A 14,312-nucleotide genomic window follows, 5' to 3' on the forward strand; every position below is an offset into this window, starting at 1 on the left:
TCAGTGCTTCCCGGAGTGGTCGGGCCGGTGGCCGGGGTGTGAGGTGTGCCCGCCGCGGTCCCGCGGCGAATAAGTCTGTGGCTGTGCGCGAGTGGGCGCACCGGACGGGCCGGCGGCGCGTTCGGTGCGCGGATGGGCGCGCAGCCGATCGGTGGTCGGGGCGGCGAAGGCCATCGTCGGCATCGCGTGGTCGGGACGCCGGCCACCGAGTCCGGGTACCAGCGACGACCCGCGCCACGTCATGATCGTCTGCAGCAGGCCGATGCCGAGCAGTACCGAGACCACGGTGAACCCGAGCCACAGATACGGCGGCAGCAGCACGCCCAGCGACGCCCCGAACACCCAGGACAACTGCAGGACGGTCTCCGACCGGCCGAACGCCGATGCCCGTGATTCGTCGGGCAGATCGTCCTGGATCGACGAGTCGAGGCAGACCTTGCCGATGGCACTCGTCCCGGAGGCGACGAGCGCGGCGATGCAGGCGGCGAGCACGTTGCCGAAGATGGCGGCGAGCACGGCGACGACGAAGCAGGCGGCCGTCGACCCGACGACGATGGTGGGCGGATTCTTCAGTTCCAGGCGGGTTCCGATGCCGTTGCCCAGGGCGTTCCCGACGCCCGCGGCCGCGCCGACCGCACCGATCAGCAGGAGCTGGGTGAACCCGCCCTCGTCGGGGTTCGCCGTCTGCTGCGCCTTGGCGTAGAACGCGATGAACAGGGTGAGGAACCCGGTGAGGATGCGGATGGTGCCGTTGCCCCACAGGCCCGCAACCACCTTGCGGCCCAGCGGCTGACGCATCTTGGCCGCGAGTCCCTTGGCGCCGTCCTTGGCGCTGCCCAGGACGCCCTCGTGTTCGGGGACGCTCGAGCGGGCGGGTTCGCCGTGGTAGGTGAACGTGGTCGGGATCTCGCCCTCGGTGACCTCCACCCAGGACGGGATTCGCATGCACAGGTAGGCGCCGGCCGCCGCGACGATCGCCAGCCACAGCATGGCGCCGGGCAGGTGGAACGGCAGCGCCTTGGCGAGGAGGATCTCGATCAACCCGGCGATCGCGCCGCCGATGATCGTCCCGCCGACCAGGCCGAACATGGTGAGCCGCGAATTCACCCGCGGCAGGTCGATGGTCGGTGGCACCACGCGCGGGGTGACCGCCGACTTGAGCACACCGAACGACTTGGACAGCACGAGCAGTCCCAGCGCGCACGGATAGAGGACCCAGGGGTCGTAGTTCAGTTGCTTGGCTGCCTCATCCCAGGAGACGTTCGCCATGATCAGCAGTGCCAGTACGACGCGCAGTCCGAAGGTGGTCGCCATCGCGATGCGCCGACCGCGCTGCAAGCGGTCCAGAAGCGGGCCGATGAGTGGGGCGATCAGGGCGAAGGGGGCGATGGTCAGTGCGAGGTAGAGCCCGACGCTGACCTTGGATTCGCCGGACGCGGCAGCGAAGAACAAGGTGTTGGCCAGTGCGACGGCCATGGCGGCGTCGACGGCGAAGTTGGCGATCACCGGCAGGGTCAGCGCGGTGAGCCCGGACTGGTCGGCGCCGTCGGCGGTTGCGGCGCGGTGGATCTTGCCGATGCCGCGGCCGGTGAGTTCACGGCTGCGCAAGGCGGCGACGCGCATCACGGTGAGCTTCTTGGGCATCCGCGGTCCGGTGGCCTCGGTCGGCATCGCACGGGTGCCGGTGCGGGCATCGGTGGGCTGGTCGGCGTCGTCCAGCGGCGGCAGGTGCGGATTGTGGGTCGGCGGCGGCAGATATGCCTTGCGGCCGGGTCCGGGGGCCGCGGCGGGACCCCAACCGGGTGCGGGCCGTCGCGGTCGCGGGGCAGGGTCCTCGGCAGGGTAGTTGGCCGTACCGGGATGGGCGGCACCCCGATGATCGGACCCACGGCGTCGCCGGGGATCATCGGCCGGGTGGCCAGGGTGCGGGTTCGCCGGACCTCCGGGGGCCCCGCGCCCCTCGTCGTGTTGTCGGGAACTCGGTCGGTGCACACAACGATTGTTCCCTATCGGGACCGCCACCCGCTTGAAGTGGGTCGTTGTGTATGCCACGTGCGCGGTGTTGCACACTGGAAACGTGACAGAACCCAGTGGTCCCGATGTGAACCCCGCCGCCGAGACGCCCGCCGAGCCGTCCGGCGACAGCAGTCAGCCGGGTGGGACCGACCGTCTTCTCGCCGCCGTCGACATCGCGCGTGACGCGTTGATCGACGACGGTCAGGTGCCCGGTACCCACCGTCGTGGCGTCGCCGAGGGCGACTGGGCTGCCGCACATTACTTCGACGCCGACCTCGCCGGTTACCGCGGCTGGCAGTGGTGTGTGGTGCTGGCCACCTCGCCCGGCTCGGAAGAGATCACCGTCAGCGAGGTCGTCCTGCTGCCCGGAGAGGGTTCGTTGCTCGCGCCCGAGTGGGTGCCGTGGGTCGATCGCATCGCCACCGGCGACCTAACCCCGGGTGATCTGCTCGCCGCCGAACCCGACGACCCGCGGCTGGTGCCGAATCAGGTCGACACCGGCGACGAGTTCCGGTTCTCCTCCGACGAGATCGATCCCGACGAGTTCGGTCAACTCAGCGGTGAGATCGGGCTCGGGCGTCGTCGGCTGTTGAGCCCGCAGGGCCGTGACGACGCCGCTCAGCGGTGGTACGACGGCGATTTCGGTCCCGGCTCGGCGATGGCGCAGGCCGCGCAGTTCTCGTGCTGCACGTGCGGTTTCTACATTCCGCTGTCGGGTGCGCTGCATGCCGCCTTCGGCGCGTGCGCCAACGAGTTCGCCGCCGACGGTCGCGTGGTGTCGGCCGAATACGGTTGCGGCGCACACTCCGACGTCCCGCCGCCCAAGGGTGGTGATGGCTCCCCGGCCTATGACGCCTACGACGACGGTGCGCTCGAGGTGGTCCGGGCCGAGATCGGTTCTGTCGCCGAACCGTCCGTTTCCTGACCGGCCCGGTGGTCCCCAGCCCGTCCGACGCTGACTCGTCCGACGCAGATCCGGTCAACCCAGATCCGTTCGGCACGGCGCGCGTGCGGGCGGCGACGCTGCAGGCGTGGCGGTCGTCGCCGACGCGGCTGGCCGAGGACATCGCGGCCGAGACCGATCTGGTCACCGTCGGCTATCGCGACCGGCTCCTGACCGAACTCGCCGCCAATGCCGCCGATGCCGCGGCCGTTGCCGAACAACCTGGGGCACTGACGATCTGGCTGTCGGGTTCGGAACTGCACGTGGCCAACACCGGCGCTCCGCTGAGCGTCGAAGGGGTGCGTTCGCTGTCGGCGCTGCGGGTGTCGGCCAAATCGTCGGACCGCGATCACCGCGATCAGGTGGGTCGCTTCGGTGTCGGGTTCACCGCCACCGCCACGGTCGCCGACCGGGTGGAGCTGCGATCCACCACGGGTTCGGTGGTCTTCGACCGTGCGGCCACCGCGCAGGCGATTGTCGATGCGGGCGTTGACCTTTCGTCGTCGATGTCGTCGAGTGCGTTCCCGTTGCTGCGGCTGCCGTGGGCGTCGGGGCAGCCACCCGCCGACGGCTTCGACACCGAGGTGGTCTTGCATCTGCGGGATCGGCCGGGCGAGGAGCTGTTGGATTCGATGCTCGCCCAGGCGCCCGATCTCCTCCTCGAACTGTCGGGGTTGAGTCGGATCACGGTGGCCGACAACGTCGTCGATGCCGAGTGGGTCGAGCGCCCGGAGTTGTCGGGGGCGGGTGCCACCATCAGCGAGATCGCCGTGCGGATCACGTCCGCGGGCGGTGTGCAGGTGCGGCGCTGGTTGCAGGCGCGGCGCGGCGCGACGCGATGGCTGGTGCGTCTCGACGGCCCGGCGGAGGACCCCGACCGCAACGTGTTGCGGGCTCCCACGCCGACCGGCGTCGAACTGTCCCTGCCGTGTCGTCTGATCGCCGGCCTGCCGCTGACCCCGGACCGTCGTCATCTGCATCCGGACGCCGACATCGCCTCGGCTGCACCGGGTTACGTCGCCCTGATGCGGTCGGTCGACCTCCGCCGACGGTTGGGTCTGGTGCCCGAGCCGCATCGGGCCCGTAATCGTGACGACGCCCGCCTCGTCGACGCCGTCCTTGCGGACCTGCGTGCGCAGGCCTGGTTGCCCGGCGTCGACGGGGATGATCTGGCACCCGCGAGATCTGTGGTGCTGCCCGGACTTTCCGACGATCTGGCCGCGGTGCTGGGTGAGTTGTTCGGTGACCTCGTCCATCCCGCGGTCTCCGACCCGGGACAATTGCCGATACTGCGGCGACTCGGGGTGGACGAACTCGGTCTCGCCGCGGTCGCCGAGCGGCTGGCCGGTGTGGAGCGCGCGCCGGACTGGTGGCATCGGCTCTACGCTGCGCTGGCGCCGCTGGTCGCCAGCTCGCGGGAGGTCGAAGAGCTTGCCGCACTGCCGGTTCCCCGGTCGGATGGCCGCATGGCCATCGGTGTGCGCGGACTCTACGTCTCCGAGTCGATCACGTCTGGAATGCGCTGGCTGCCGACCGTCGACCCGGTCGCCCGTCATCCGTTGCTGGAACGGCTCGGTGCGCAGGAGCTGACCGTGGCACAGGCGTTGGCCGATCCGGGCTTGGAACAGCTCGTCGACGCCGCGGCCGACGAGCCGGATGGCGAGCTCGCCGCCGGTCTCGCCGATGAGGTGCTGACCCTCCTGCATGCCGACGAGGATGCGAAGGTGCCGGCCGGGCTCGCCGGGCTCCCGCTACCCGATGATGCCGGCGACTGGCGCCCAGCAGACGAATTGTTGCTGCCGGAGAGCCCACTCGGCTCGGTGCTCGTCGACGATCATCCCTTCGGCATCGTCGACAGCTCGATGCTGGACGCCTACGGCGCGGACGTGCTGCGCCGGCTCGGCGTGGGATGGGGATTCATGGTGATCTCCGACGATCTGCCCACGGCGCCCGACCACGAGCTGCCCGACGAGGAATTGTGGTGGGACGGTCATGATGAGCCGCCCGCCGAACTCCACGCGGTCCGCGATCTCGATCTGGTGGACCCGGATCGCTGGCCGCGAGCGCTGGAATTGCTTGTCGCCGACGAGCGTATCGCTCCGCTGCTGCGTGACCGGGATGGGTACACCGCGTGGTGGCTGCGGGGCAACGCCGAGGTCGACGGTCTGTTGCTGGGTGACTACCGGGCCCCATCCGACCGAGCCCTGCAGGGGGTGCTCGATCCCTTGCCGCACCCGCACGCCGACGAGTTGGCGGGCACGCTGGCCACCCGGGACCCCGCTGACGCGGCGGCGGCCTCGCTGCTGTTGACCCGCCTGGCCGATCCGGACCGCCGCGTCAGTGCCGGCGTCGCGGCCGGAGTTCATGCCGCGGTGATCGACGCCTGCCGGCACGGACGGTTCAGCGTCGACGACGTCGAAATCCCCTCCGGGGCGCGCACTCTGGCGGAAACCGTGAGCGATGACGCGATGGTCGTGGACCAGCCGTGGCTGCTGGCGGTGCTCGCCGATGAGGAGGCGGTTCTGGCCGGACGCGTGATCGACTCCTCGGCCGCTGAGATTCTTGCCGACCTACTCGAACTGCCCTGTGCGAGCGACGAACTGACGACCGTTGTTCGTGACGAGGGGCAGGCCGTGACCTGGGACGAGGCGGTGGCGGTCCGGTTCGGTGCGCTCCGCGGGGATGTGCCACCGTCGGGTCAGGTGCGCCTGCACGATGCACTCTGGGTCACGGTCCGCCGCCGCGACGGCGAGCGCGAGCGCCGGGTGTCCTGGTGGGTCGACGACCGCGGAGTCACTCACCTCCAGCGTTGACCGTGCGTCCAATTCCGTTGACCGTGCGTCGAATTGTGTTGACCGTGGTCGGATTGCGTTCAGTGGGCATGAATTCCGACGGTCAGGATGGCGGCCAGTTGTCGGTAGGCGGTGGCGTCGTCGAGCCCGGTGACCTCGGCCACCTCACCACGTTGGATGCGGCTCATCATCGACGCCGCCAGATCGGCCGCGAAGGCGGCGTCGACGTCGCGGAAGGCCCCGGCCGCCGCACCGTCGGAGATCAATGTCTGGACCCGACGCGCGGCTGCCGCGGTGTTGAGCTCGTAGAGCGCGCGAGTGGGGGAGAAGGCGTTGACGTCGCGGATGAACGCCGCCGACGCCGGTGCCAATGCCTCGCCGACGGCGAGCAGATAGGTGCTCACCCGCTCGGCCGGATCGTCGACGGCGGCGACGCGGTCCTCGACCTGATCGGTGGCGGTGCGGAAGAAGTGGGTGACCGCGAGGGTCGCGAGTTGCTCCTTGCTTTCGGCGAGTGTGTAGAGCGTCGACTTCGAGCAGCGGAGTCGGGCGGCGATATCGGCGATGGCGAGATGGGCGAATCCCTCGTCGAGGAACAGCGTGAGCAGCGCGTCGAAGAGGGCGGCACGTCGCCGGGTGGGGAACCGGTGCGGTGCGGACATGTCCGATCCTTTCGTGGCGTCAGCCGATATAGTACTGTAGAACGTACCTGAGTACTGTTTCTGTTCCCATCGGAGGTCTGATGCCCGTCGAACGTCTTCTTCCCAGCGACGAGGCTCGCGACCTAATCGCCCTTGTCCGTGACATCGCCGACAAGCGGATGGCGCCGATCGTCGACGAGCACGAGAAGGCGCAGACCTACCCCGAGGGGTTGTTCGCGGAACTGGGGGAGGCGGGACTGCTCGGACTGCCGTACCCCACCGAATGGGACGGGGGTGGACAGCCCTACGAGGTGTATCTGCAGGTGCTCGAGGAGCTCGGGGCCCGCTGGGCGGCCGTCGCTGTCGCAGTGAGCGTGCACGGGCTCGCGTGCCATCCGTTGATGAACTTCGGCACCGACGAACAGAAGCAGCGTTGGCTACCGGATCTGTTGAACGGCAAGCTCATCGGCGCTTACAGCCTGTCCGAGCCGCAAGCCGGTTCGGATGCGGCCGCGTTGAACTGCCGCGCCGTCGTCGCCGACGGCGGGTACCGGATCAACGGCGCCAAGGCGTGGATCACGCACGGGGGGATCGCCGACGTGTACAACGTGTTCGCGCGAACGGGCGAAGGGTCCAAAGGGATCTCGTGCTTCCTCGTCGCCCGCGATACCGACGGACTGCGCTTCGGCAAGCCGGAGGACAAGATGGGATTGCATGCGGTGCCGACCACCGCGGCCAACTACGATGACGCGCTTGTCGACGCCGACCGCCTGATCGGTACCGAAGGTCAGGGACTCCCGATTGCCTTCTCCGCGTTGGACTCCGGCCGACTCGGTATCGCCGCGGTCGCCACCGGACTCGCGCAGGCAGCACTCGACGCCGCCGTGGAGTACGCCCAGGAGCGAACCACCTTCGGCCGCAAGATCATCGACCACCAGGGCCTGTCCTTTGTGCTCGCCGACATGGCTGCCGCGGTCGATTCGGCCCGGGCCACCTATCTGGACGCGGCCCGACGACGCGACGCCGGGATGACCTACTCGCGTGCCGCGGCAACCGCCAAACTCGTCGCCACCGACGCGGCGATGAAGGTCACCACCGATGCAGTGCAGGTGTTCGGCGGTTACGGATACACCCGCGACTTCCCGGTCGAGCGCTATATGCGCGAGGCCAAGATCACCCAGATCTTCGAGGGCACCAACCAGATTCAGCGGCTCGTGATCGGTCGGGCGCTGGCCGGCTGACGCGCCGCGCCGAAATCTGTACCTACGACCGGCGAGTGGACTATCCACGTGCCCTGCCCCACTGATACAGATTTCAGCGGGGATCGTAGAAGAACGTCCGCCGGTGTGCGCGCCAAAAACGCCGCCCGCCCAGCCAGGCAATGACCCGAAGCGCCGTCGGAACCCGGGTGAGGACGGCGGCGCGGTCGGCGTCGTCGAGTCCGGCGAGCATGGCCGGCGCCAGCGTGAGTGCCTCGCGCAAAGTGGAGCCGTCGCCCATCTTCTTTTCGAAGTCCGTCCATTCACCGGGCGTCATGTGTCGCTGCACGATCGCGATGGCCTCACCCTCTTCGTGCGCCAAATGATTGCCGAGGACGACGCGGGTACGCTCCACGGCGCTCGCCAGGTCGGTGCGAATCCTCTCGCAGCCCCCGAAGTCGGGATCCGGAGTGGCCATCCGCAGGAATCCGGCCGTGCACAATGCCATCAGCGGGTCGATGACCTCGTGCTCGGCTTCCATGGCATAGATCACCACCTGTTCGGCGGGGTTGCTGCGCTCGAGCAGCAGCGGCCACAAGACCTCGTCTTCGCCGGTGTGGTGGTGGTGCAGCGTTTCGCAGAACAGCGACCATCGTTCGGCCAGCGCGCCCCAGGTGGCGATGTCGTCGACGGGGGGGTGTGGGACACACGCCGCGAAATCGGCCAGCTCGCGACGGAAGAAGTGGTGGATCACGTACATCATGAACGGGTCCACCGGTCCCTCCGGTGCGCCCGCCTGTCCGGGGAGTCGTAGCTGAACGGGATAGGCGAGGTCGGCGGCGGGTACGGTGGTTGTATGTGCCGCGGAGTAAGCAGCGGTGGTGGTCGGGGTCGTGGTGATCATGGGGATCGGCCTTCTGCTGGTGTGTGAGCGGGGGTGCTGGGACAACCATGCGCGCGCACGCTTGTGAGCTACTTGAGAGTGACTTGTCCGGGAAACCCCGACCGCGACCCAGGTGGTGAGCCGCGGCCGGGTTCGACGACGCGTCGGGCGGTCAGGCCGGCTGCAACTGCGCGTCGGGATCCGGGTCGGAGCTTCGACGCTGTGGTGCCGGCGCGTCATCGAAGACGCTGCCCTCGACGTCGAAGTCGGGGAGCAACCGGTCCAGCCAGCCGGGCAGCCACCAGTTGAACCGTCCGAGCAGCGTCATCGTCGCCGGGACGAGCACCATCCGGATGAGTGTCGCGTCGAGCAGCACCGCGGTGGCCATCCCGAGACCCAGCATCTTGAGCACCACGTCGGCCTCGGTGGCGAAACTCAGGAACACGGCCACCATGATCGCCGCCGCACTGGTGATGACCCGGCCGGTGCGGGCGAGTCCGGTCACGACGCTGCCTTTGGCGTCACCCGTAGCCAGCCAGTTCTCCCGGATGCGGGAGAGCAGGAACACCTCGTAGTCCATCGACAGCCCGAACAGGATCGCGAAGATCAGGATCGGGACCCAGCTGGACACCGCCACCGTGTGATCGATACCGAAAAGCGAGAGACCCCAACCCCATTGGAATACCGTGGTGATGACGCCGTAGGCAGCGGCCACCGACAGCAGGTTCATCAACGCCGCCTTGATGGGTACGGCGATGGAGCGGAACATGATGGTGAGCAGCAGCACCGACGCCGCGACGACGAACCCGATGACAACCCACAAACGTTCCTGCAGTTTATCCGAGATGTCGCTGAAATACGTTGTCGCCCCGGTCAGTATCGCCCCATCGGGCAGGACGCCGCGAATGGCGGCGAGCATCTGCGGGGTGCCGTCGGCGGCGGGATCATAGGCCGAGTTCACCGTGATGACGGCCAGCTTCCCGTCGGGGGAGACCATCGTCGACGATAATCCGGCAACTCCGGGGATGGACGCGACCTTGGTTCTCGCATCGGCGATTTCGCCGCTGCTCACCTTTTCGGTGGGAGCGACGATGGTGATCTGGGCGTTGGCGCCGGGACCGTATGCGTCGACGATGAGGTCGTGGGCGCGACGGGTGGTCAATTCGGTGGACTGCGCCCCGGAATCTGTGGCCACGTACGCATCCCGAGTGCGGGTATGGCCAGCGTGATCATCACGATCACCGCCACCAGACCGAACGCGACGGGTCGTCGGCCGACCGCCGCCGCCCACCGCGCGGTGAGCGCCGGCCGGTGAATCCGTTGTGCTGCATCGTCGACAATCGGTCGGCGGGCCTTGCGGGACAGGAGCCGATGCCCGCACAGTCGGCACACGGCGGGCACGACGACCAGTGTCGCCCCGAGCATGGCGACCACGGCGATGGCGGTGGCGAACCCGAAGGATGAGTAGGTGGCCAGTCCGGCCAGCCGCAGACCCATCAGCGAGATCAGGACGGTGAGCGCGGCGAAGGTGGCCGATCGGCCCGCGGTGGCCACCGCGCGTGCCGCCGATTCGACGGGATCTACTCCGGCACGCAGGAATTCGATGTTTCGCGACACCACCAGCAGGGCGTAGTCGATGCCGACGCCGAGGCCCACCATGGTCGCCACCAGCGGTGCCGACGGGCTAACCTCAATCGCCGCGGACAACAGGCCGATGGCGGCGCTCGCGATGGCCAGACCGCCGATCGCGGTGAGGATCGGCAGACCCGCGGCGACCACCGACCCGAGCGCGATGACCAGGATCACCAGCGCTAGCGTGATACCGATGATCTCCGCGTGTCCCTTGAGTGGCGCGGCCGCGGTCTCCGGGACGCCGCCGTTCATCTCGACCTGAACGCCCGCCGCGCGGGTCGGCGCCACCGCCTTCTCCAGCGGCTCGATGTTGCCCATCAGGGCGTGATCGGTGACGGGGACGTCGTAACCGACGACGATGATCGCGGTGTCGCGGTCCGCGCTGAACCGTGCATCGTCGACGGTGGCGACGTGATCGAGCGTGGCGAGGCGGGTGCGCAGATCGTCGACGGTCTGTTGCTGCAGTGGTCCGTGGTCGTTGTGCACGACGATGCGGGCGTCGGCGTTGCCGGCGCCGGGGACATGTTCGCGCAGTAGGTCGATTCCGGACTGTGATTCGGTGCCGGGGACGTCCCAGTTCTCCTGGGTGACGCCACCGAAGGCCATGTTGAGCGACATGACGATGGCCACGGCGGCGACGAAGCCGGCCAGCGCGCGGAACGGATGCGCTGCGCTCGCGCGGCCGATCCGGTAGAGCAGGGGGGTCTTCATCTTCGGGGTTCCTTTCGGGGTGTGATGTCCCCGTTAGGGTGGGTGTCGGTACTTGCGGCGTACTTGTGCTCGGCTTGTCCGGCGAGCAGCCGACCGACCGGAAGGGGCCTTGATCGTGTTGGTGTCACCCACCGAGCTCGACGAGAGGGTCCTGGACTGGGTGATGGATCACCGCACCGAGCCGTGGCTCACCCTGGCGCGCATCATCACGATCACGGGGAACACCCTGCCGATGGCGCTCGCGACGCTCGTGGTGGTGATCGTTCTCGCGACACGTGGATACCGCGTCGATGCGGTGTTCGTGGGTGCCGGTGCCGCGCTGGGCAATGTGGCAATGGTGGGTCTCAAACATCTGTTCAAGCGGGAACGCCCTCCCGAGGTGCACCGGCTGGTCGACATCGACACCTTCTCGTTCCCGTCGGGGCACGCGATGATGAGCATGATCATCTTCGGGCTGTTCGCCGTCGTCGCCTACCGCCGCCTCGAGTGGGTGCGACGTCATCGTCTGATCCTGCTCATCGCACCGATCTGGTCGATCGCCATCGGCATCACCCGGGTGTATCTGGGGGTGCACTGGACCACCGATGTGCTCGTCGGGTGGGTCCTCGGCGTGGTCTGGGTGGGGCTCTGCGTTGTGGTCATGAACCGGTATGAGGTACGTCGGGCCGTCGATCCGGTGCGAGGTTGAGTCCCTGGACGATCCGACGATGTTGGTTCGGCCGGACGATAGGCGAATCGCGGTCACTGCCGGTTTACTGGAACGATGCCGAACCCTGGGCGTGGCTCGTCCGACGACCCCGCCGACGATCCGCAGGAATCCCCGACGGTCATCGAACCGGTCGCTGACCCGACGGTGATCCCCGGACACCCACCGGCCGACGAGTCGCCCACGGTCTACGAACCCATCGACCGGCTGTCGTTGCGCAAGTCGATGCAGAACCCCACCGAGCAGGTGGCGCCGCCCACGTCGGCGGGACCCACGTCGGTTGGACCTCCAGCTGTGGAACACACCTCGCTGGGCCCGGCTGCGCCTTATCGGGCCACCCAGGTGAACCCGTCGACACCGATCCCGGCCCTCGGCCCCTTGCCGGCCGGACCCCAACCGGCCGGACCCCCACCGGCCGGACCCCCGTACGGTCCGCCGCCGGGGATGCCACCCGGATACCAGGGCGGCCCGCCGATGCCGCCCGCCCCACCGCGCCGGAAGCGTTCGCGGGCCCCATGGATCGTGTCCGGTGTGGTCCTGGTTCTCGTCGCCGCACTCGTCGCCGGGGGCGTGGTGTGGTGGCAGCATCGCTCATCCGACGACGATCAGCCGGCGCTGCTCGCGGGGCAGCTCACGGGGTCGTATCCGACGGCGCCGAGCGCACCGCAGTGGACGGTGAAGCCCAGCGACTTCGGCGGCGACCGGTTCGTGTCACCCCTGCCGTGGGACAAGCAGTACCAGAGGCCCGGTGCTATCCACGACGACACCACGCTTGTGACGCTGGTCGGCGACAGTTCGACGGGGTATGCCGACCTGAACCCGCTCGTGGGCGTCAACACACACACCGGTCGGCACTGGACATTCGGCAAGCGTGTCGCACAGTGCGCCGACACGGTGGCCGACAACGCGGTCGCATGTGCCGACACCAGCACCGTTTACGTCATCGACGTGCGCACCGGCGAGAGTACGACGACGATGCCGCTTCCGTCCGGCGGATTTGGATTGGCGTTCAACGGGTCTGCGGTGTTCACGCGATCCTTCCTCGAAGGCCACAACTCGGTGGTCATCTCGAAGCTCTCGCCGACCGGTACACAGTGGCAGCGTGAGGTGGCCGTTCCCGAACCCCTGCCGTCGGGCGACTCGTCGGGGTTCACCGCCACCAAGCACCTCGTGGCGACCGGCAGCGGCACTGTCGTTGTCGTTTCCGCCGACGACGGTCGCACGATTCTCGCGAAACCCGGCCGGGCCGACATAGGGAAGCTGCCCGACGGTTCGATGACCGTCATCACCGGGAACACCGACGGTGGAAACCCGACCGACGGACCGGTTGTGCATGTTCGACCCGACGGCACCACCCAAAGCCTTGGTGGCAAGACGTTTTCCGTTCCCGGAGTGGTGACCACCGGACAGCGCGATCGCATCATGGTCGGCCGGTCCTACACGTCCGTGAATGACGGTACGGCCGTGTGGTCGGTCCAGAGCGACAACGAGTACGCCTCGCCCGAGGTCTATGTCGCCGACGATCGTGAGGTCGTGGTCTCCGGCCTCGGCAACGGGTCCCTGGGTGCCGTCGACACCGCCAACGGCCGGGTCATCTGGACCGCGTCGGACGTCGGCGAGGTCGTGACGGACGGCGAACACCTCATCGGCGCGTCGACCGACGGGGGACTCACCGCCATCGATCTCGAGACCGGTTCACGGCTGTGGTCGGTGGACGCCGCCACTCTGGGGAACCGGGCCATCGGCGGGCAGTCCACGCCGTCGGCGCCGCAGGTCCTGGTCGGCGGCGGAACCCTGGCGACGTTTACTGCCGCCACTATCACCGCCTTCGCCCCCACCGGCCCCCGCGCCATCGTCCCGGGCACCACCCGCAAGCAGTCCACGGACAACGGAAACGGTTCCGGCGGAACCGAATACGTGACGCCGTGCGGCAGCCCACCGAAGTTCACCCCACAGTCGTTCCGCACCAGCTCGGGGGGACTCGGCGTGACCATGAAGGTGTCGGCCACCTGCCCGGGCGGCGACATCCTGTGGGGTCCGCAGACCCGCATCACCATCAAGGACGGCAACGACCTGGTGGCGTCGGGCAACTTCGACTTCTCGCAGACCCCGGTCGCGGTTCCGTCGCTCGACGACGCGGGGACCGGCCTGACGATGGAACTGACCTATCCGCCGGGATCGTTCTACCGGCTGCCCGACACGCTGTCGACGCAGGCGAGCACCGACCGCTTCCTGGTGGATTGCGACAAGGGACCCACCACCGGCCAGCCACCCAGGCTGACGGTCCCCGACGAGGGTTCGGCCGCGACCACGGCGACGGCCACCGGCCCGTCGCTGCCGCCGGGCACCGATCTCACCGCCGCCAGCGTCGACGCCCTACGGGTGCAGGCGAATTCGGATCGCGCCTTCATCTTGACGAACCTGAACAACCGGTGGGTGGCCCAGCTGAGTTCCAAACGTCCCGGTCTCAACGCGGAGGGTCGGATCTGGGACAACCAGGCCATCCTCGACGAATTCCTGGCCTTGCGGCTGCGGTTCAGCGACGTCCGCCTGCTCTACAGCGACGAGTGGCCGGTGTTCAACTATCGCGGCTGGTGGGTGACCGTCGCCGCGGCCACCTTCCCCGGGCCCGATGCTGCCAACAATTGGTGTCGGGCACAGGGATTCACCAAGGACCACTGTTTTGCGAAACTGATCAGCAGCACTCGGGGACCCGAAGGATCGACCAGGTACTGGTCGTGACCGACGCGACATTCCCGGGCGCCCAAGTGGCTGCGCCGTCGACGTGC

10 protein-coding genes are annotated in these 14,312 nt (G+C 68.4%); 5 read left to right on the plus strand and 5 right to left on the minus strand.

Annotated features, from left to right (window positions below; genetic code table 11):
* Positions 1–1,992 (minus strand): MFS transporter, encoded by a 1,992-nt coding sequence (locus GBRO_RS06095; protein ID WP_012833107.1) that lies wholly within the window; start codon positions 1,990–1,992, stop codon positions 1–3.
* A 196-nt stretch (positions 1,993–2,188) separates the two neighbouring features.
* Between GBRO_RS06095 and GBRO_RS06100 the strand changes: the two genes are divergently transcribed.
* Complete coding sequence (locus GBRO_RS06100; protein ID WP_370452946.1) at positions 2,189–2,941, plus strand: DUF3027 domain-containing protein; 753 nt, start codon at positions 2,189–2,191, stop codon at positions 2,939–2,941.
* A gap of 8 nt (positions 2,942–2,949) precedes the next feature.
* The gene (locus tag GBRO_RS06105; protein ID WP_012833109.1) at positions 2,950–5,772 is read left to right on the plus strand and encodes a sacsin N-terminal ATP-binding-like domain-containing protein; all 2,823 of its coding nucleotides are present in this window, start codon (positions 2,950–2,952) and stop codon (positions 5,770–5,772) included.
* A 59-nt stretch (positions 5,773–5,831) separates the two neighbouring features.
* Here the strand turns inward: GBRO_RS06105 and GBRO_RS06110 are convergent, their stop codons facing one another.
* Complete coding sequence (locus GBRO_RS06110) at positions 5,832–6,413, minus strand: TetR/AcrR family transcriptional regulator (protein WP_012833110.1); 582 nt, start codon at positions 6,411–6,413, stop codon at positions 5,832–5,834.
* 80 nt (positions 6,414–6,493) lie between these two features.
* Here GBRO_RS06110 and GBRO_RS06115 point away from each other — a divergent pair, with 80 nt between their 5' ends.
* Positions 6,494–7,633: an acyl-CoA dehydrogenase family protein gene (locus GBRO_RS06115; RefSeq protein WP_012833111.1), complete on the plus strand. Its 1,140-nt coding sequence runs from the start codon at positions 6,494–6,496 to the stop codon at positions 7,631–7,633.
* A 73-nt stretch (positions 7,634–7,706) separates the two neighbouring features.
* Here GBRO_RS06115 and GBRO_RS06120 read toward each other — a convergent pair whose 3' ends face one another.
* The 3 genes from GBRO_RS06120 to GBRO_RS26840 all read right to left on the minus strand — a co-directional run bounded on the left by GBRO_RS06120 (position 7,707) and on the right by GBRO_RS26840 (position 10,817).
* Positions 7,707–8,495 (minus strand): hemerythrin domain-containing protein, encoded by a 789-nt coding sequence (locus GBRO_RS06120; RefSeq protein WP_012833112.1) that lies wholly within the window; start codon positions 8,493–8,495, stop codon positions 7,707–7,709.
* 151 nt (positions 8,496–8,646) lie between these two features.
* On the minus strand, positions 8,647–9,669 hold the full coding sequence (locus tag GBRO_RS26835) for an MMPL family transporter (protein ID WP_052298225.1): 1,023 nt from the start codon (positions 9,667–9,669) through the stop codon (positions 8,647–8,649).
* A complete protein-coding gene (locus GBRO_RS26840; RefSeq protein ID WP_052298226.1) occupies positions 9,633–10,817 on the minus strand; it encodes an MMPL family transporter in 1,185 nt (394 codons plus the stop codon). Before GBRO_RS26840 ends, GBRO_RS26835 begins: the two co-directional genes overlap by 37 nt.
* Before the next feature lie 115 nt (positions 10,818–10,932).
* On the opposite strand from GBRO_RS26840, the gene GBRO_RS06130 reads away from it, so the two are divergent.
* Positions 10,933–11,505, plus strand: a complete 573-nt coding sequence (locus tag GBRO_RS06130; RefSeq protein WP_012833113.1) for a phosphatase PAP2 family protein — start codon at positions 10,933–10,935, stop codon at positions 11,503–11,505.
* Positions 11,506–11,580: 75 nt separating this feature from the next.
* Positions 11,581–14,265 carry an outer membrane protein assembly factor BamB family protein gene (locus tag GBRO_RS06135; RefSeq protein ID WP_115311667.1) on the plus strand — a complete coding sequence of 895 codons (2,685 nt, stop codon included), beginning with the start codon at positions 11,581–11,583 and terminating at the stop codon, positions 14,263–14,265.
* The last annotated feature ends 47 nt before the right edge of the window (positions 14,266–14,312 follow it).

The organism is Gordonia bronchialis DSM 43247 (genome assembly GCF_000024785.1).
Lineage (GTDB): Bacteria > Actinomycetota > Actinomycetes > Mycobacteriales > Mycobacteriaceae > Gordonia > Gordonia bronchialis.